This window comes from Streptomyces durmitorensis (genome assembly GCF_023498005.1).
Lineage (GTDB): Bacteria > Actinomycetota > Actinomycetes > Streptomycetales > Streptomycetaceae > Streptomyces > Streptomyces durmitorensis.
Genome location: NZ_CP097289.1, coordinates 2,043,612 through 2,061,064, shown reverse-complemented (window position 1 = coordinate 2,061,064; position 17,453 = coordinate 2,043,612). Strand labels below are relative to the sequence as shown.

The window sequence follows — 17,453 nt, the reverse complement described above, 5'->3', positions numbered from 1 at the left end:
ACGAGCATGAGAGGGAGCGCCCCATCATGAGTACCCGCACCCTGATCCGCGGTGGACTCGTCATCACCGCCGCCGAAGAGACCCACGCCGATGTGCTGATCGAGGACGGCCGGATCGCCGCGCTCGCCGCACACGGCTCGGGCGCCGCCGAGGCGTGGACGGCGGACCGCGTCATCGACGCCTCCCACAAGTACGTGATTCCGGGCGGAGTCGACGCGCACACGCACATGGACTTCCCGTTCGGCGGCACGTTCTCCTCCGACGACTTCGAGACGGGCACCCGGGCCGCGGCCTGGGGCGGCACCACCACCATCGTGGACTTCGCGGTGCAGAGCCGGGGGCACGCGCTGCGGGCCGGGCTCGACGCCTGGTACGCGAAGGCGGACGGCAAATGCGCGATCGACTACGGCTTCCACATGATCCTCTCGGACGTGAACGAGAAGTCCCTGCGGGAGATGGACCTGCTGATCGAGGAAGGAGTCACCTCGTTCAAGCTCTTCACCGCCTACCCCGGCGTCTTCTTCAGCGACGACGGCCAGATCCTGCGGGCGATGCAGAAGGCCGCGGGCAACGGCGGGCTGATCATGACGCACGCGGAGAACGGCCTGGCCATCGATGTCCTGGTGGAGCAGGCCCTCGCGCGGGGCGAGACGGATCCGCGCTACCACGGCGAGGTGCGCAAGGCGCTCCTGGAGGCGGAGGCGACGCACCGGGTGATCAAGCTCGCCCAGGTGGCGGGCGCGCCGGTGTACGTGGTGCACGTGTCGGCGCAGGAGGCGGTGGCCGAGCTGGCCAGGGCGCGCGACGAGGGCCTGCCGGTGTTCGGCGAGACCTGTCCGCAGTACCTGTTCCTGTCCACGGACAACCTCGCTGAGCCGGGCTTCGAGGGTTCCAAGTACGTCTGCTCGACCCCGCTGCGGCCGCGCGAGCACCAGGCGGCGCTGTGGCGCGGCCTGCGCACGAACGACCTCCAGGTGGTGTCGACCGACCACTGCCCCTTCTGCTTCGTCGGACAGAAGGAGCTGGGCCGCGGGGACTTCTCCAAGATCCCGAACGGCCTGCCCGGCGTGGAGAACCGCATGGACCTCCTCCACCAGGCCGTCGTGGACGGGCACATCAGCCGCCGCCGCTGGATCGAGATCGCCTGCGCCAGCCCGGCCAGGATGTTCGGCCTGTACGGCAAGAAGGGCACGATCGCGCCGGGCGCGGACGCCGACGTCGTCATCTACGACCCGGCCGCCGAGCAGGTCATGTCGGCGGACACGCACCACATGAACGTGGACTACTCCGCGTACGAGGGAAAGCACGTCACCGGCCAGGTGGAGACCGTCCTGTCCCGCGGTGAAGTGGTCATCGACCAGCGCAAGTTCACCGGCCACGCAGGACACGGCGCGTACGTGCCGCGCGGCACCACCCAGTACCTCGGCTAGGAGAGGCGACGCACCATGGACTTCGGACTCGTCCTGCAGACCGATCCGCCGGCATCCCAGGTCATCAGCCTCATGAAGCGCGCCGAACGCAACGGCTTCCGCTACGGCTGGACCTTCGACTCTGCGGTGCTCTGGCAGGAGCCCTTCGTCATCTACAGCCAGATCCTGGCCCAGACCGACCGGTTGATCGTCGGCCCGATGGTCACCAACCCGGGCACCCGCACCTGGGAGGTGACGGCCTCCACCTTCGCGACCCTGAACGACATGTACGGCAACCGCACGGTGTGCGGCATCGGCCGCGGCGACAGCGCGATGCGGGTGGCGGGCCGCGCCCCGAACACCCTCGCCCGGATCAGCGAGGCGATGAAGGTCATCCGGTCGCTGGCCTCGGGCGGGGACGCGGACCTGGGCGGCACCACGATCCGCTTCCCGTGGATCAAGCCGGACGCCCAACTCCCGGTGTGGATGGCCGCGTACGGCCCCAAGGCGCTGAAGATGGCCGGCGAGGAGGCCGACGGCTTCATCCTCCAGCTGGCCGACCCGTATCTCACGGAGTCGATGGTGAAGGCGGTCAGGGACGCGGCCACGGCGGCGGGACGCGACCCGGCGTCGGTGAAGATCTGCGTCGCCGCCCCCGCGTACCTGACGCAGGACGACTCACCGGCGGCCCTCGCGCACGCCCGTGAACAGTGCCGCTGGTTCGGCGGGATGGTCGGCAACCACGTCGCCGACCTGGTGAAGAAGTACGGCGAACACTCGGACCTGGTCCCCGAGGCCCTCACCGAGTACATCAAGGCCCGCGAGGGCTACGACTACTCCCACCACGGCCGCGCCGACAACCCCGACACGGCCTTCGTCCCCGACGACATCGTGGACCGCTTCTGCGTGATCGGGACTGCGGCCCAACACATCGCGAAACTGGGGGAGTTGAAGCAGTTGGGGGTGGATCAGTTCGCGCTGTACGCGATGTATGACGACCGTGAAGGCGTCATCGACGGGTACGGCGACACGGTCATCCCCGCCCTGTCGTGAGCAGCCCCACCCTCCAGGTCGGCGACCACACCACAAGTCCCACGCGTCGTGAAAGTGGGTGCTGCGCCCGGAGAGTGACTGCCGACCGGTCAGGGCTTGGTCCGTCCGGTGTCCGGTCAGGGCTGCCGGACCGCTCAGGGCTGCCGGACGGCGATGACGTCGAACTCCAGGGTCACCTTCGGGCTCACGAGAAGTGAGGTCGCGGTGTTCCAGTTCACGCCCCAGTCGTTGCGGTTGATCGTGACGCCGCCCTGGAGGCCGACCCGGAAGTCGCCCTGTGCGTCGCTCTCGGCGGCGGTCAGCTGGACGTCCAGGGTGACCGGATTGGTCACGCCGCGCATGGTCAGGTCGCCGGTGACTTTGTAGGTGGTCTCGCCCGTCGGCGTCACATCGGTCGAGGCGAAGGTGATGGCCGGGTGGTTGTCCGTGTCCAGGAACGTGCTGCGCAGTTGGTCGTCGCGCTGCCGGTTGTGGGTCTGGAGGCTGCTCGCCCGGATCGTGAGGCGTGCGCCGGATGTCGACGGGTGGTCGCCGTGCAGGAGTACGTCGCCTTCGTACGCCTCGAACCGGCCGCGCACCCTGGTGGACATGGTGTGCCGGGCGACGAAGCCGATCCGGCTCTGGGTGGTGTCGAGGGCGTAGGCGCCGGTCAGTTCGGCGAGATCGATCGGGGTCAATGACATGGGTGGTGCCTCCTGGAGGTTGGAGCTTGGGGGTGGGATGGGCCGGCTCCCGAGGACCGGGAGCCGGCCGCCGGTCAGCCGAACTGGCCGACCTGGTACTCGCCCGCGGGCCGCACGGTGAGGACGTTCAGACGGTTGAAGGCGTTGATGACGGCGATGATCGACACCAGGGCGGCGAGCTGGTCCTCGTCGTAGTGCTTGGCGGCGTTCGCCCACACCTCGTCGCTGACACCTCCGGCCGCGTCCGCGATGCGGGTGCCCTCCTCCGCGAGCTCCAGCGCGGCCCGCTCGGCGTCGGTGAACACCGAGGCCTCGCGCCAGGCCGCGACCAGGTGGAGGCGGACCTGGGTCTCCCCGGCGTGCGCCGCTTCCTTGGTGTGGATGTCGACGCAGAAACCGCACCCGTTGATCTGACTGGCGCGGAGCGCGACCAGCTCGTGCGTCGCGGCCGGCAGCGTCGAGTCCGCGAGTGCCTTGCCCGCGGCGGCGATGTGCTTGACGACCTTGGCCGAGACCGGATTGGTGAGGAAGTCGAGACGGGTGTCCACAGTGATCTCCTTTGCCTGCCTGACCGGCTCGCCCCCTGGGCGGAACGGCCGTTCGCGGGACCTTGGCGTCCCAGCACCACCGACGAGACAGCCCGCCGGAATGTGAGGCGAAGCCCCGGCGGCGCAGGCGGGCATCACATTCCGGGAGGCTGTCTCGTCGTACTGGTGACGGCACATGCGGCAAGGGGGAGCGGCGACACCATGAGGATCCAGTTCACGACCGGCGACGCCCGGCGCGACCCGGGCCTGGGCGCGATCATGAGCGAGCGGCGGCAGCTGATCAATCTCGCGTACCGGCTCCTCGGCTCACTTGCCGATGCCGAGGACGTCGTGCAGGAGGCCTACGTCCGCTGGTACGCCATGACCGCGCGACAGCGGGAGGCCATCGAGAACCCCGGCGGCTGGCTGACGAAGGTCGCCGGTCGCATCTGCCTCGACCAGCTCCGCTCGGCACGGGCCCGGCGCGAGAGCTACGTGGGCGCATGGATCCCGGAGCCGCTGCCCGATCGCACGGAGTGGACCGAGGGGCGGCCGGGCGGCACGGCATCCGATCCGGCCGACCGGGTCACCCTCGACGAGTCGGTCAACATGGCGTTCCTCGTCGTGCTCGAATCCATGACCCCGGCCGAGCGCGTCGCGTTCATCCTGCACGACGTCTTCCGCTACTCCTTCGCCGAAGTGGCCGAGATCGTCGGCCGCAGCCCGGCGGCCTGCCGCCAGCTGGCGTCCTCGGCCCGCCGCCGCATGCGCGCCTCGCACGCTCCCGCGGCTCCGGCGGCCCGCAGCGCCGACGTCGTCAGGGACTTCAAGCGGGCATGGGAGGCCAAGGACATCGCGGCGCTCATCGGCCTCCTCGACCCCGACGCCACGGCACTCGCCGACGGCGGCGGCCTGGTCAACGCCGCGCCCCACCCCGTCGCGGGAGCCGAGGAGATCGCGCGCTACTTGATCGCCGTCGCGGGCAGGCTGTCCGGCCAGACGATCCTGGAGCGCACGGTCAACGGCCGCCCCGGCCTGGTGGTCCAGCACGAGGGCATCACCACGTCGGTGATCGCCCTCGACGTCGCAGGCGACCGGATCACACGCTTCTGGGCCGTACGGAACCCCGAGAAGCTGCGGACCTGGACGGCCTGAGATGCCTCCCGGTCGAGCTGCCGGGCGCCGGTGTCTGTCCGCTTGGTGCCCTTGGTTTCCCATTTACGATCTTTGTCGTACGGTAAACTAACGAACTGAGCCAAGGCGCTCCATTGAGCCAGAGGTTGCTCAATATTCAAGCGGCGGCGACGATCGCCGACGGTCGGAGGGGCGGGGGCAAGAGATGGGTCCCAGAGTCGTACGCATCGACAACTCCGCCCGTGACAGCGTGCCCGATATCGACGGCGCCACGACGAGCAGCCCGCGCCGCTGATGCCTTCGGGGTTCTGACTCCGCTGTGCCCGCGCCCAGTTGCCGTCGCCCTTCTTTTCCGACGGCACGGAGCGCCGTGCGCCCGTGTCGCACCGCCGTGTCTGTCCTCTGGAGACCAGATGACCGCCCAGGAGATTCCCGAGCGGCTGCTCGACGGCTACGCCGACATCCTCACTCGGGCCGCCGCGACCGGCCGCCGCCTCACCCGTGAGGAGCTGACGTCACGCCGTGCGCTCGGTGCGCAGGCCGCCCACGCCGGATACGCGTGGCGCGTCCTGATACGCGAGCACCTCGCCGCCACCCGCGCCCACCGGCCCGCGGCCGGCGATCCCGACCATCTGCTCGCGACCGCGGAGCAGGCCATCGACGCTTTCGCCGAGGGGTACGAACACGCGCAGCGGCTCGTCGTACGCCAAGAGGAGGCCGCGCAGCGTGAGTTGATCGACGACCTGCTGTACGGCCGAGGGGACCTGGGGCGTCTCGCCGCGCGCGCCGAGCGATTCGGCCTGCGGCTCTCCCACGCGCACACCGTGGCCGTGGCCGAGGGCCCTGACGCCTATGACGAGACCGACCCCGTGTCGCGGGACGTGGAGAGCGATCTCGTCGGCCGCTTCGGCGACCGCCACATCCTGCTCACCACCAAGGACGGGCGGCTCGTGTGCATCGCCCCCGCCCATCAGGACGAGGTCCTCGACCACTTCGCCAAGCGGGCCTACGCCGCCACCGACGGCGGCCGCATCGCCATCGGCCGGCCCCAGCCCGGCGCGGCAGGCATCGCCCACAGCTACGAAGAAGCCGTCAGCACGCTGGAGCTCGCGACGCGCATGGGCTTCGACGAGCCCGTGCTGCGCGCCGCCGACCTCCTGGTCTTCCCCGTCCTCGCCCGTGATCGGCAGGCTCTGGTGGACCTGGTGCTCACCACGCTCGGACCCCTGGAAGAGGCGCGGGGCGGCGCCGTGCCGCTGCTGGAGACCCTGTTCGCCTACTTCGACACCGGGTGCGTGGCGGCCCAGGCGGCGCGGGAATTGTCGCTGAGCGTACGAGCCCTGACGTACCGCCTGGAGCGCGTCCGCACCCTCACCGGGTCCGACCCCGCCGACCCGCTGGACCGCTACACCCTCCAGACAGCGGTGATCGGCGCCCGACTGCTGGGCTGGCCGACCACCTCGCTGTGACCTGTGACTTGTGGCCTGTGAGCCGTGACCTGTGACCCGTGAGGTCAGTCGGTGACGTCGATCTTGCCGTTGAGCTTGGTGGGAGCCGCGCCCGCCAGGGGCTTGCCGCCCGTGATGCCCTTGAGGAGTTCGGCGACGTCGACTCCCGTGGTGGAGCTGAGGAGTTCGACGCCCTGGGCGACGTTGTCGGCGACCGTGCGCGACAGCTGGCTCGCACCGTCCGTGGAGATCACGGTCATCTTGTCGATCGCGCTGAGCGGCTCGGCCGCCTTGGCCACCACGCTGGGCAGCACCTCGACGAGCATCTGCAACACCGCCGCGTCGCCGTACTGAGCGAACGCGTCGGCCTTCTTGCGCATGGCCTCCGCCTCCGCGGCTCCCTTGGCGCCGATCGCGGCGGCCTCGGCCTCGCCCTCCAGGCGTACGGCATCGGCGAGCGCGGCACGCTGCGCCTTCTCGCCCTCACCGGTCAGACGGGCCCGGTCGGCGTCGGCCTCGGCCTGCTTGACCAGGGAGACACGGCGGGCCTCCGCCTCCTGCTCGGCCTGGTAGCGGGCGGCGTCCGCGGGCTTGCGGATCTTGGTGTCCAGCTCCCGGTCGGTCAGGGCGGCCTGCCGCTGGGCGACCTTCTCCTGCTCGGTGAGGACCTCCTGCTGGCGGGCGGCCTCGGCGAGCGGTCCCGCGGCCCCGGCGCGCGCGGACGCCTCGTCGGTCTCGGCCTTGATCTCCGCCTGCTTGAGGGCGAACGTCCGCTGGGCGACGGCGATCTCCTCCTCGGCCTTCAGCCTGGCCTGCTCGGCGGCGCGGCGGGCCACGGCCTCGGCGATGTCCGCCTCCTGCTTCGCTCGGGCGGCCTCGGGACGGCCGAGGTCCTCCAGGTAGGAACCCTCGGTGGTGATGTCCTGGATCTGGAAGGCGTCGAGCACCAGGCCCTGCCCGGACAGGCTGGCCTCGGCCTCCTCGGCGACCTGCCCGGCGAAGGCGGCACGGTCGCGGATGATGTCCTCCACCGACATCCGGCCCACGATGGAGCGCAGTGCGCCGGAGAGCACTTCCTGGGTGAAGCCGACGATGCCGCCCTGCTGGGCGAGGAACCGCTGGGCCGCGGCGCGTATGGAGTCCTCGGTGCCGCCGACCTTGACGATCGCGACGCCCTCCAGGTTGGCCTTCACGCCGCGCAGCGTGACCGCGCCGCGCACCGCGATCGGGATGTGCCGCGAGGAGAGGTCGAGCGTGAACTTCTGCTGGACGAACGGCACGACGAACACGCCGCCGCCCACCACGACCTTCTGGCCGCTGTTGTCGGTGAAGATCCGGCCCGTGTCGGGGTCGGTGGACTTCTTGCCGCGCCGCCCGGTCACGATGAAGGCCTCGCTGGGCCCGGCGACCTTGTAGCGGGTCACGACGACGAGGGCGAGCAGTACGAGGAGTACGACGACTCCGATGACGGCGGCCAGGACTGGACTCATGGTGAATTCCCCCCTGCCTCCCCGAGGGCGGCAGATCGGTGATGTTGTACGCAGGCGTGGTTGTACGCGGGCGTGGTTGTCGCGGGCGTGGTTGTACGTGGGCGTGAAGGAGGCCGGTGCGGTGGTCAGCGCCGCACGGGGCGGACCGCGACCGAGGTCGGCGACAGTGCCGCCTCCACCCAGATCTCCGTGCCGCGGGTGATGGCCACGGCGCTCTTGGCGGCGAACTTCACCGGCTGACCGGCCAGTTGGAGCAGCACCTCGCCGTAGCCGCCGACCGGGATCGCGGTGACCACGGCCCCCGCGGTGCCCACGAGATCGTCGCCCCGTGGCGTGGCCGCGGTCTGATCCCGCATCAGGGCGCGGCTGAACTTCCACGTCAGCCAGCCCGCTCCCGCGCCGGCGGCCGCTCCGACGGCGGTGGCGCCGCCGGCGCCGAGCCCGGTCGTGCCGAGCACGATCGCGCCGCCGAAGCCGAGCATGGACGCGAATCCGGCGACCACGGGAAGGGACAGCACCCCTTCGAAGAGCCCGTCGAACACTCCCACGCCGTCGAAGAGCCCTTCAAGCACCCCGTCGAAGACGAGGCAGAGGACCAGCAGCGCGATTCCCGCGATGCCAAGACCCAGAAAGACAGTCACCGGAGCACCTCCCCAACTTGCCGGATGTCTCGGTGCGGTGGGGATCGTCGCATGCCGGGCAGATGGGGCACATTGCCGTGATCCGGCAATCATTGGAGCTCTTTCATGCCGGTCTGCTGTTCCGCCCCTCTGTTCCTCTGTCCCTATGCCCCTCTACCTCTATGCCCCTCTGCCCTTCTGCTCTTCTGCCGGTCTACGCGTCGGCAGGGCCCGTCCGGGCCTGGGTGCGTCGGCCGAGGAGTTCCGCCAGGCCCTGGCGGGTCGCGGCCAGGACGACGCGGTCCTGGGGGCGCAGGACGTACCCCGGGTGGAGGTCCCAGACGAGGCCCGTCGGCTGGTCGCTGCCGTCGTCCGACCGGGAGGCCGTCAGATCCGGCAGCCGCTCGTCCGGCGCGGCGGAATCCAGGGCGATGACCCGCCAGACCCCGGGCCGGAACGACTCGGCGATCGTCCGCCCCTCCAGCTGGCGGTGCCCGGCGACGTCGAGGGCGGCGAACAGCAGGACCCGGCGCTCGACGGGGATCGCGCCCAGGATCTGCCGCCCCATCATGGCTCCCGCGAACGCGGGGGCGGCGAGGGTGGAGACGCTGCGGCTGCGCGTGAGGGCCTGCGGGTGGGCGGCGCGCAGGGTGCGGTAGACGGCGGTGGCGAACGTGTCGTCGTAGAGGCGGAGGGCCACGCGCACGTTGGGCTTGACCGAGCGGGCGTACAGGGCCGCTTCGAGGTTCGTGGTGTCGACGCTGGTGAGGGCGAGCAGTGCGTGCGCGCGGTGGATCTTGGCGGCTTCCAGCACGCCCTCGTCCGTGACGTCGCCGACGACCGTGGGGACGCGCAGCCGGCGGGCGAGCGGGATGCCGCGCGCCTCGGGATCCTCCTCCACGCACACGACGGGGATGCCGAGTTCGCGGAGGCGGGCCAGGACGCGGGTGCCGATCTTGCCGAGGCCGAGCAGGACCACGTGGCCGGAGAGACCGCGTGGCGGACGGCGCAGGGAGGAGGCGGTGCGGAACGTGCCCAGCGCCTCGAGGACGGCGGCGAGCAGCACCGGCAGGAGGAGCAACCCGGCGAGTCCGGACAGGAGTTGAAGGATCTGACGTGCGGTGGACTCGCCGAGCGCGGGGTCGTCGATGGCGAACAGGTCGAGCAGGGTCAGATACGCGGCGTGCAGGGGGTGGGCGTCGCTGGTCAGCCAGTTCGCCACCGCGAGGCCGAGGACACAGGCCATGAGCCCGGCCACCGACCAGCGCAGCCGGGGCGAGAAGAGTGAGCCGAGCGGAAGCCCGCGGCCGGTGAGGCGGCCGGGTGGCCGGTCGGGCCCGGCGTGCGAGACGGCTTTGAGGACCACGGTGCCCCTGCCGGTGGCGGACGTGACGGTGCGGTCGTCGGGCAGCAGCAGCGGTCCGTCCTGGCCGCCGTCGTCCGAACCCTCCGCGCCCGCGGGGTCGTTGGTGGTCGACGAGAGCAGGGCGAGCGTGCAGAGGCCGGGGTCGGCGACCTGCCCGCGGCCCGGCGGGTCCCGCTCCACGGCGCGCAGGAGGAGGCCGTCGGCCTGGACCACCTTGCTGGTACCGGCGACCGCGGTGGCGGCCAGGGCGGGAGCCGCGGTGTCGGCGTCGGACAGGACAGTGGTGGAGGCGATCACCTCCGCCGGATCAAGGCCGGGGGACGCGACCGCGGCGGCCTGGTCGAGCAGCTCCTCCAAGTGCTGGCCCAGCTTGCGGTTGTAGAGGCGGATCACGATCCGCAGGCGGGGGTTGAGACGGCGGGCGACGAGCGCCGCGTGGATGTTGGTCTCGTCGTCGTCGTACACCAGCGCAAGCGCGGCAGCCTCGTGGACGCACGCCTCGACGAGGGCCGCCTCGTCGGGCTCCGGTGCCTCCAGGACGCGAGGCACCTCGGGCCGCGGCACCCCGTCCCCGTTGCCGCCCGGCGTACCGGCCGCGCGCGCCATGACGGCCTGCATCCGGCCCAGGAAGGCGACGGCCCGCGCCCGCCGGGCCGGTCCTGACCGCGGGCCGTCGACCGGCGGCGCGGAGGGGACGACGACCGTCACTTGCTCGCGGTACACCGAGCGCAGCTCGGCGGCGAGGCGTTCGGCGAGTGCGTCGTCACCGCACACGACCATGTGGCCGCCGCCCTGCGGCGGTTGCCGCGTCTGGCGAGGAAGCGCGGCCTCGTCGTCCGTGTCCGTGTCCGTGTCCGCGGAGTGGCGGACGGGCTGCGGATTCCCGTGGCTCACGACTCGTCCTCCCCGATGCCGTCATCGGCGCCGACGCCGATGACGAGGGTGGTACCGACGGCGACTCCCGACGGCGGCGCCCAACCACGATTGATCATGAGGGACAAGGTAGTTGGGGTACGCGGCTGGCGCGATATGGCTCACCCGGAGCAGGATTGCCGTCGCCGCCGGTCGGGGAAACTGGCGGAGGACGGGCTCTGAACGACTCTCCAGCACTCGCCGGCATCAGCCCTCACACCAGCCCCCACGCCAGCCCCCACACCAGTACCTGACCTGAGTTGACCCGCGATGACCCGCGTTGACCCGAGTAAGGAGCCTGGGCATGGATTTCGGACGTGTGCCGCAGACAGATCCGACCGCCTCGTGAGCGGCACCGTCCCCACGGGGCCGGCCGCCGCGGAGCCCGGCGCGACATCCCAGACCGTCGCCGACGACGGCCGCGTCGAACTGCTCCCCGGCGCCTTTCCGGAGCACAGCCGCTTCGCCAACGACGACCTCAAGCCCATCCCCCTCGCCGAACGCCACTGGGGCACCTACAACTTCGCCGCGCTGTGGGTCGGCATGGCCCACAACATCCCGTCCTGGACGCTCGCTTCGGGCCTGGTCGCGCTCGGCATGGACTGGCGCCAGGCCGTCTTCACCATCGCGGCGGCCAACGTGATCGTGCTCCTCCCCATGCTCCTGACGGGACACGCGGGCCCGAAGTACGGCATCCCGTTCCCCGTCCTGGCCCGCGCGTCCTTCGGCCTGCGCGGCGCGAACCTGCCCGCCCTGATCCGGGCCGCCGTGGCCTGCGGCTGGTTCGGCATCCAGACCTGGATCGGCGGCCAGGGGATCTACGTCCTGCTCAATCAGGTCTTCGACGGCGCATGGAGCGACGAGTCACGCATCGGCGGCCACCCATGGCCGCTGTGGCTCTGCTTCGTGCTCTTCTGGATCCTCCAACTGGCCATCATCCACCGGGGGATGGAGGCGCTGCGCCGCTTCGAGAACTGGGCGGCGCCCTTCGTGCTCGTCGGGGCCGTCGTGCTGCTCGTGTGGATCGCCGACAAGGCGGGCGGCTTCGGCCCGCTGCTCGACCAGCCTTCCACGCTGGGCTGGGGCGCCGACTTCTGGCCGGTGTTCTTCCCCGCGCTGATGGGCATGATCGGCTTCTGGTCCACGCTGTCCCTGAACATCCCCGACTTCACCCGGTTCGGGAAGGGGCAGCGGGCGCAGGTGTGGGGGCAGACGCTCGGCCTGCCGACCACCATGACCGCGTTCGCGCTCCTGTCCGTCCTCGTGACCTCCGGCTCGCAGGCGGTGTACGGCGAGCCGATCTGGGAGCCCGTCGACCTGGCCGCCAAGGCCGACAACGTCTTCGGGCTCCTCTACGCCCTGGTGACGGTCCTGGTCGCCACGGTCTCCGTGAACATCGCGGCGAACGTCGTCTCACCCGCGTACGACCTCGCGAACCTCGCCCCGAAGTTCATCAACTTCCGTACGGGCGCGCTGATCACCGGTGTCGTGGGCGTGGTCATCTTCCCGTGGAAGCTGATCGAGACGCCCGAGCTCTACATCTTCGTCTGGCTCGGCGTCGTGGGCGGACTGCTCGGGACGGTCGCCGGAATCCTGATCGCCGACTACTGGGTGGTGCGGCGGACGGTCCTCGACCTCGCCGATCTGTACCGCCCCGAAGGACGCTATTGGTACACCGGCGGATGGAACCTGCGCGCCGTCGCGGCCTTCGCGGTCGGCGGCGTGCTCGCCGTGGGCGGTTCGCACTCGGCGCCCGGGAAGGGGCCGTTCCCCGAGGACGGCCTGATCCCGGTCCTGAAACCGCTCGCCGACTACGGATGGGCGATCGGGCTCGCATCGGCGCTGGTCGTCTACGTCGGGCTGATGGCGGTGGGCAGGCGCGCGGGCTCCGGGGGAGACCGGCCGGCGGCCTAGACTGGGCCTTCGCGACCCTTGCGTACGAGACGTTCGTGCGCGCGAGTCCGGGCGCGGAGGGCGGAGGAGGACGACCGTGGCGACAGGCGGCACCGGCTTCGACGATCCGCCGGCCGAGGTTCTCGCCGAGGCGGCCGCGGCCTTCGGCCTGCTCGCCTCCTCCGCGCGGCTGCACATCGTGTGGGCGCTCGCGCAGGGCGAGAGCGACGTGACGGGCCTCGCCGAGCGGGTCGGCGGTGCGCTGCCCGCGGTCAGCCAGCATCTGACGAAGCTGAAGCTTGCCGGACTCGTGCGGGCCCGGCGCGAGGGCCGACGCCAGGTCTACTTCGTCGACGACGCGGACGTGGTGACCGTGGTGCGGCTGATGGTCGGACAGCTGTCCGACCGAGCCGACCGCTCCGACCGAGCCGACCGTGCCGTTCGCTCCGACCGCGCTGCGGAGGCTCCCGGGCGACGGCTCCGCGGCCTCGGCGCCTGAGACCTTGGTTCCTGAGATCTCCGCGCCTGAATCCTCCGCGCCTGAATCCTTCGGTCCGGAAACCTTCGGGCCGGACCCCTTCGGGCCAGAGGCCGCAGCCAGTGGGCTCACCTCGCTCGAAGTGCTGCGCCGTGTGGACAGTGGCCCGCGCGGCCTGACGGACGAGGAGGCCGAGCGGCGCGTCGCCCGGTTCGGCGAGAACACCCTTCCCGACCGGCGTGCGGTGTCTTGGGCTCGGCTCTTCGGCCGCAGCCTGCGGGATCCGTTCACGGCGGTGCTGCTCTGCCTCGGCCTGGTGTCGGCCACCGTCGCGTCGTGGGGCACAGCCTGCGTGATCCTGTGCCTGGTCGTCGTCAGCGGGGTGCTGCGGACGTCCGGTGAGCACCGGGCCGACCGGTCCATGGCCGCGCTCCGGGCACTGGTGGCCACCACCGCGACCGTGCTGCGCCGCGCGGAACGGGACGGGGACCCCCAGGAGCGGGAGATCCCGGTCGAGGAGCTGGTGCCTGGCGACGTGGTGCGGCTCGGCCCTGGTGACCTCGTCCCCGCCGACGTACGGCTGCTGTGCGCGAGCGGACTCGGTGTGCGCCAGGCCGCACTGACGGGGGAGTCGGCGCCGGTGCCCAAGGCTGCCGCCGATGTGCCGGACCCGCGACGCCCCGAAGGCGCCTTCGAGCAGCCTCATCTCTGCTTCCAGGGCAGCAGCGTCGCCTCGGGCAGTGGCACCGCGGTGGTCGTCGCGACGGGGGAGCGGACCCGGTTCGCCGCGGCGCACGGCCTCGGCTTCGCGGAGAGGCGGGGGCTGGCGGGGCAGCGCGGGCTGGCGGGGCAGCGCGGGCTGGTGGGGAGGCGCGGGCAGTCGGAGCAGCGCGGGCCGGCGGGGCGCGGGCTGGTGGGGAGGCGCGGGCAGTCGGAGCAGCGCGGGCCGGCGGGGCAGCGCGGGCTTCCGGGGTGGCGCGGGCCGAGTGCCTTCGATCGCTCCGTGCACGGCATCTCATGGGTCCTCATCCGGTTCATGCTGCTGACCCCGCCGCTCGTCCTGATGGCCAACGCCGCCCTGCGCGGGCGCGGCCTCGAGACCCTGCCGTTCGCGGTCGCCGTGGCGGTCGGCCTGACGCCGGAGATGCTGCCGGTCATCGTCACCACCTGCCTGGCGCGCGGGGCCTCGCTCCTGGCCCGTACGCACGGGGTGATCGTCAAACGGCTGCCCGCGCTGCACGACCTAGGCGCCGTCGACGTGCTGTGCCTGGACAAGACCGGCACGCTCACCGAGGACCGGCCGGTGCTCGACCGCGCCCTGGGCGCCGACGGGGGCGCGGCGCCCGAAGCGCTGCACTGGGCCGCGGTCAACTCCTGGTGGACGCTCCAGCTCGCCGAGCTGCCCGCCCCCGACCCGCTCGACGACGCGGTCCTCGACGCCGTGGACGAGGACGAAGCCCTGCGGTACGACGGGGTGGCGGCGCTGCCCTTCGATTCCGTACGCCGCATCGCCACCGCCGTCGTACGCCGCCCCGGCAGCCTCGGCACCCACACGCTCGTGGTCAAGGGCGCCGCCGAGGACGTACTGCAACGCTGTGCGCTGGGGGACGGCGAACGCGCGAGGCTGCTGGCCGTCGCCGCCGACGAGGCGGACAGCGGCCTGCGGGTCCTCGCCGTCGCCACCGCGGAGCGGCCCGCCCGCACCCGCGCCTACACCCCGGCCGACGAACGCGGTCTGACCTTCCGCGGCTTCCTCACCCTGCGGGACGCGCTCGCCCCGACCGCGGCCACCGCCCTGCGCGACCTCGCGGCGAGCGGCATCACGGTCAAGATCCTCACCGGCGACCATCCGGGGACGGCGGCGCGGGCTTGCCGGGAGCTGGGGATCGGCTCCGGCCAGGTCCTGACCGCCAACCGCCTCGACACCCTCACCGACGCCGAACTCGCCGAGACCGCACGGCGCACCACCGTCTTCGCCCGCTGCACCCCCGAGCACAAGGCCCGCATCACCGCGGCGCTGCGGTCCTGCGGGCACACCACCGGATTTCTCGGCGACGGGGTCAACGACCTGCCCGCGCTGCGGGCCGCCGACGTGGGGATCGCCCCGCGGGCCGCCGTGGACGTCGTACGCGAGAGCGCCGACGTGGTGCTCGCCGACAAGGACCTCACCGCGATCGACCAGGCCGTCCTCGCGGGACGCCACAGCAGCGGCAACATCGCCACGTATCTGCGCGTCACACTCTCCTCGAACCTCGGCAACGTCATCGCGATGCTCTCCGCGGGGCTCCTGCTGCCGTTCCTGCCGATGCTCCCGGCGCAGGTCCTCGTGCAGAACCTGTGCTTCGACGCCGCGCAGCTCGCCTTCGCCTACGAGCGGCCGCATCCGGCGGTGCTCCGCCGCCCCACCGTGCTGCGGCCCCGCGCCTTCCTGCGTTTCATCACCGGCTTCGGCGCCCTCAACGCCCTCGCCGACCTCGCCACCTTCCTCGTCCTCGCGCTCGCCCTGCACGGCCCTGGTGCCGTGGACGACCAGGCGGTGTTCCACTCCGGGTGGTTCACCGAGAACCTGCTGACCCAGGCCCTGGTGATGCTGCTCCTGCGGACTGGCCGCCGCAGGGCCGAGGGCAGGACGCCCGGCCCGGTGGGCTGGTCGGTGGCCGCGCTGGCCGCCGTCGGACTGCTCCTTCCGTTCTCCCCGCTGGGGCCGCTCCTGGGGATGACGGCTCTGCCGGGCCTGTACTACCTGCTGCTCGCGGTGGTGCTCGGTCTCTACGCGGTGGCGCTGGGCGTGCTCCGGCGGCGGTGGGACGTTCAGCCGTAGGAGAGGTCGGAGCAGGGGTTGTCGTCGGCCGAGCGGGCGTCGTCGGCGACCTTGGGCGGGACCCTGGTGGGGACCTTGCTGGGGACGGGTTCCGGCTCGTCGGACGGCGTGGCCGAGGGGGCGTTCGCGTACGACTGGCCGAGGGTGACGGTGATGCCGGGCGTGGCCGCCGCCTTGAGTTCCGCGCCCGGGAACAGGCGGGCGAGGGACTTCGCGCGGCTCCGTTCGCCGGGGCCGTGGGCGATCACCGTGGTGGCGTGGTCCTGGGCTGCGGCGGTCGCGGTGCCGGTGACCGTGAAGTCGTGCTCGGTGAGGGTCTTCGCCGCGCGGGCGGCGAGGCCGGTGAGGGTCGTGCCGTTCTCGACGGCCACGGCGGCGCCGCCTCCGGAGACGGGCGCGGCGGACTTCGCACCGCCGGCCTCCCGCTTGCCCTTCTCACCCTCCTCACCCTTCTCTCCCTTCTCGACCCTCTCGCCGTTCTTGCCGCCGGCGTCCGCCCCGTCCAGCGTGCGGTCGTCCTTGAGCGATGCCCAGAGCGCGTCGGCGTCCGGCTGGACGACGGCGACGCGCGAACCCTCGTACCGCCAGGGGATGGTGACGAACTTGGTGTTGCTCAGGTCGATGTCCTTCAGGGACATCGCGAACGAGATCAGCTTGTCGGCGGAGCCGAGTCCTGGGTCGACGGTCATGGACTTCGTCGCGGCGTCCGCGAGCGGCAGCAACTTGGTGGGGGTCAGGCCGTCGCTCTTGACCTTCTTCAACAGGCTTGCGACGAACGCCTGTTGGCGTTTGATGCGGCCTATGTCGGAGCCGTCGCCGATGCCGTGCCGGATGCGTACGTAATCCAGGGCCTTCTGGCCCGCCACCTCCTGCTCGCCCTTGGCGAAGAGACGCGTACCCCGGGTGGTGCGGTGGGGGTTGAGGTCGCGTTGGTAGACGTCCTGCGGCAGGCACACCCGCACTCCGCCCACCACGTCCGTCAGCTCCGCGAACCCCTTGAAGTCGACGACGACGGTGTGATCGACGCGCAGGCCGGTGAGGTGCTCGACGGTGTTCTGGGTGCAGGCGGGGTTGCCCTTGGCGGTCTGGCCCACGGAGTACGCGGCGTTGAACATGGTGTGCTGCCGGGTCCTGGTCCAGCTGCCGTCCGGCAGCTTGCAGGGCGGGAGGTCCACGAGGGTGTCGCGGGGGATGGAGACGGCGACGGCGTGCCGGTGGTCGGCGTACACGTGCAGCAGGAAGGCGGTGTCGGAGCGGCCTATGTCGCTCTTGTCGCCGCCGCCGAGCGTGCTGTTCCCCGCTGTGCGTGCGTCCGAGCCGATCACCAGGACGTTCTCGCCCTTGGATGCGTCGGCGTCGGGCCGGTCTCCGGAGACGCCGTCCGCCGCGAAGGTGTCGATGTTGCCGTTCAGGCGGAAGTACGCCCACCCGGCGCTGGCCGTCACGAGGGCCAGGAGTGACAGGACGACGCCGAGCGTGAGCCGCACACGGCCGCGCTTGCGCCGACGGCCGCGTACAGCTGCACGGTGGCTGGTTGTCATGGGTGCCGCCCTATCCGTCCGAGTCGTTCCGCCTCATGGAGAGGGACCTTCCGGCCCGCCCAATGGTTGTACAGTTGC

At 71.6% G+C, this 17,453-nt stretch carries 13 protein-coding genes; 7 read left to right on the top strand and 6 right to left on the bottom strand.

Going from position 1 to position 17,453, the window contains the following annotated elements; all coding sequences use genetic code 11:
• Positions 1-26 precede the first annotated feature (26 nt).
• Both hydA and M4V62_RS09395 read left to right on the top strand, forming a co-directional pair.
• On the top strand, positions 27-1,430 hold the full coding sequence (gene hydA, locus M4V62_RS09400) for a dihydropyrimidinase (protein ID WP_249586785.1): 1,404 nt from the start codon (positions 27-29) through the stop codon (positions 1,428-1,430).
• 15 nt (positions 1,431-1,445) lie between these two features.
• Positions 1,446-2,462: a TIGR03842 family LLM class F420-dependent oxidoreductase gene (locus M4V62_RS09395; protein WP_249586784.1), complete on the top strand. Its 1,017-nt coding sequence runs from the start codon at positions 1,446-1,448 to the stop codon at positions 2,460-2,462.
• A 134-nt stretch (positions 2,463-2,596) separates the two neighbouring features.
• Here the strand turns inward: M4V62_RS09395 and M4V62_RS09390 are convergent, their stop codons facing one another.
• A complete protein-coding gene (locus tag M4V62_RS09390) occupies positions 2,597-3,145 on the bottom strand; it encodes a YceI family protein (RefSeq protein WP_249586783.1) in 549 nt (182 codons plus the stop codon).
• 74 nt (positions 3,146-3,219) lie between these two features.
• Positions 3,220-3,693, bottom strand: a complete 474-nt coding sequence (locus M4V62_RS09385; protein ID WP_249586782.1) for a carboxymuconolactone decarboxylase family protein — start codon at positions 3,691-3,693, stop codon at positions 3,220-3,222.
• A 201-nt stretch (positions 3,694-3,894) separates the two neighbouring features.
• Here M4V62_RS09385 and sigJ point away from each other — a divergent pair, with 201 nt between their 5' ends.
• Together sigJ and M4V62_RS09375 are read left to right on the top strand one after the other, a co-directional pair.
• Positions 3,895-4,827, top strand: coding sequence for an RNA polymerase sigma factor SigJ (gene sigJ, locus M4V62_RS09380; protein WP_249586781.1), 933 nt, complete (start codon positions 3,895-3,897; stop codon positions 4,825-4,827).
• Positions 4,828-5,219: 392 nt separating this feature from the next.
• A complete protein-coding gene (locus M4V62_RS09375) occupies positions 5,220-6,275 on the top strand; it encodes a PucR family transcriptional regulator (RefSeq protein ID WP_249586780.1) in 1,056 nt (351 codons plus the stop codon).
• A 44-nt stretch (positions 6,276-6,319) separates the two neighbouring features.
• On the opposite strand, the gene M4V62_RS09370 is transcribed toward M4V62_RS09375, so the two are convergent.
• The 3 genes from M4V62_RS09370 to M4V62_RS09360 all read right to left on the bottom strand — a co-directional run bounded on the left by M4V62_RS09370 (position 6,320) and on the right by M4V62_RS09360 (position 10,510).
• A complete protein-coding gene (locus tag M4V62_RS09370) occupies positions 6,320-7,744 on the bottom strand; it encodes a flotillin family protein (RefSeq protein WP_249586779.1) in 1,425 nt (474 codons plus the stop codon).
• Positions 7,745-7,869: 125 nt separating this feature from the next.
• Positions 7,870-8,385 (bottom strand): hypothetical protein, encoded by a 516-nt coding sequence (locus M4V62_RS09365; RefSeq protein ID WP_249586778.1) that lies wholly within the window; start codon positions 8,383-8,385, stop codon positions 7,870-7,872.
• A 193-nt stretch (positions 8,386-8,578) separates the two neighbouring features.
• Positions 8,579-10,510 carry an NAD-binding protein gene (locus M4V62_RS09360; RefSeq protein ID WP_249592755.1) on the bottom strand — a complete coding sequence of 644 codons (1,932 nt, stop codon included), beginning with the start codon at positions 10,508-10,510 and terminating at the stop codon, positions 8,579-8,581.
• Between the two features lie 477 nt (positions 10,511-10,987).
• Here M4V62_RS09360 and M4V62_RS09355 point away from each other — a divergent pair, with 477 nt between their 5' ends.
• The 3 genes from M4V62_RS09355 to M4V62_RS09345 all read left to right on the top strand — a co-directional run bounded on the left by M4V62_RS09355 (position 10,988) and on the right by M4V62_RS09345 (position 15,834).
• Positions 10,988-12,556 (top strand): NCS1 family nucleobase:cation symporter-1, encoded by a 1,569-nt coding sequence (locus M4V62_RS09355; protein ID WP_249586777.1) that lies wholly within the window; start codon positions 10,988-10,990, stop codon positions 12,554-12,556.
• Positions 12,557-12,632: 76 nt separating this feature from the next.
• Entirely contained in the window at positions 12,633-13,034 is a 402-nt protein-coding gene (locus M4V62_RS09350; protein WP_249586776.1) for an ArsR/SmtB family transcription factor, read from the top strand.
• Between the two features lie 133 nt (positions 13,035-13,167).
• Positions 13,168-15,834 carry an HAD-IC family P-type ATPase gene (locus M4V62_RS09345; protein WP_249586775.1) on the top strand — a complete coding sequence of 889 codons (2,667 nt, stop codon included), beginning with the start codon at positions 13,168-13,170 and terminating at the stop codon, positions 15,832-15,834.
• Here M4V62_RS09345 and M4V62_RS09340 read toward each other — a convergent pair.
• On the bottom strand, positions 15,825-17,375 hold the full coding sequence (locus tag M4V62_RS09340; RefSeq protein WP_249586774.1) for an LCP family protein: 1,551 nt from the start codon (positions 17,373-17,375) through the stop codon (positions 15,825-15,827). The genes M4V62_RS09345 and M4V62_RS09340 overlap by 10 nt on opposite strands.
• Between the last annotated feature and the right edge of the window lie 78 nt (positions 17,376-17,453).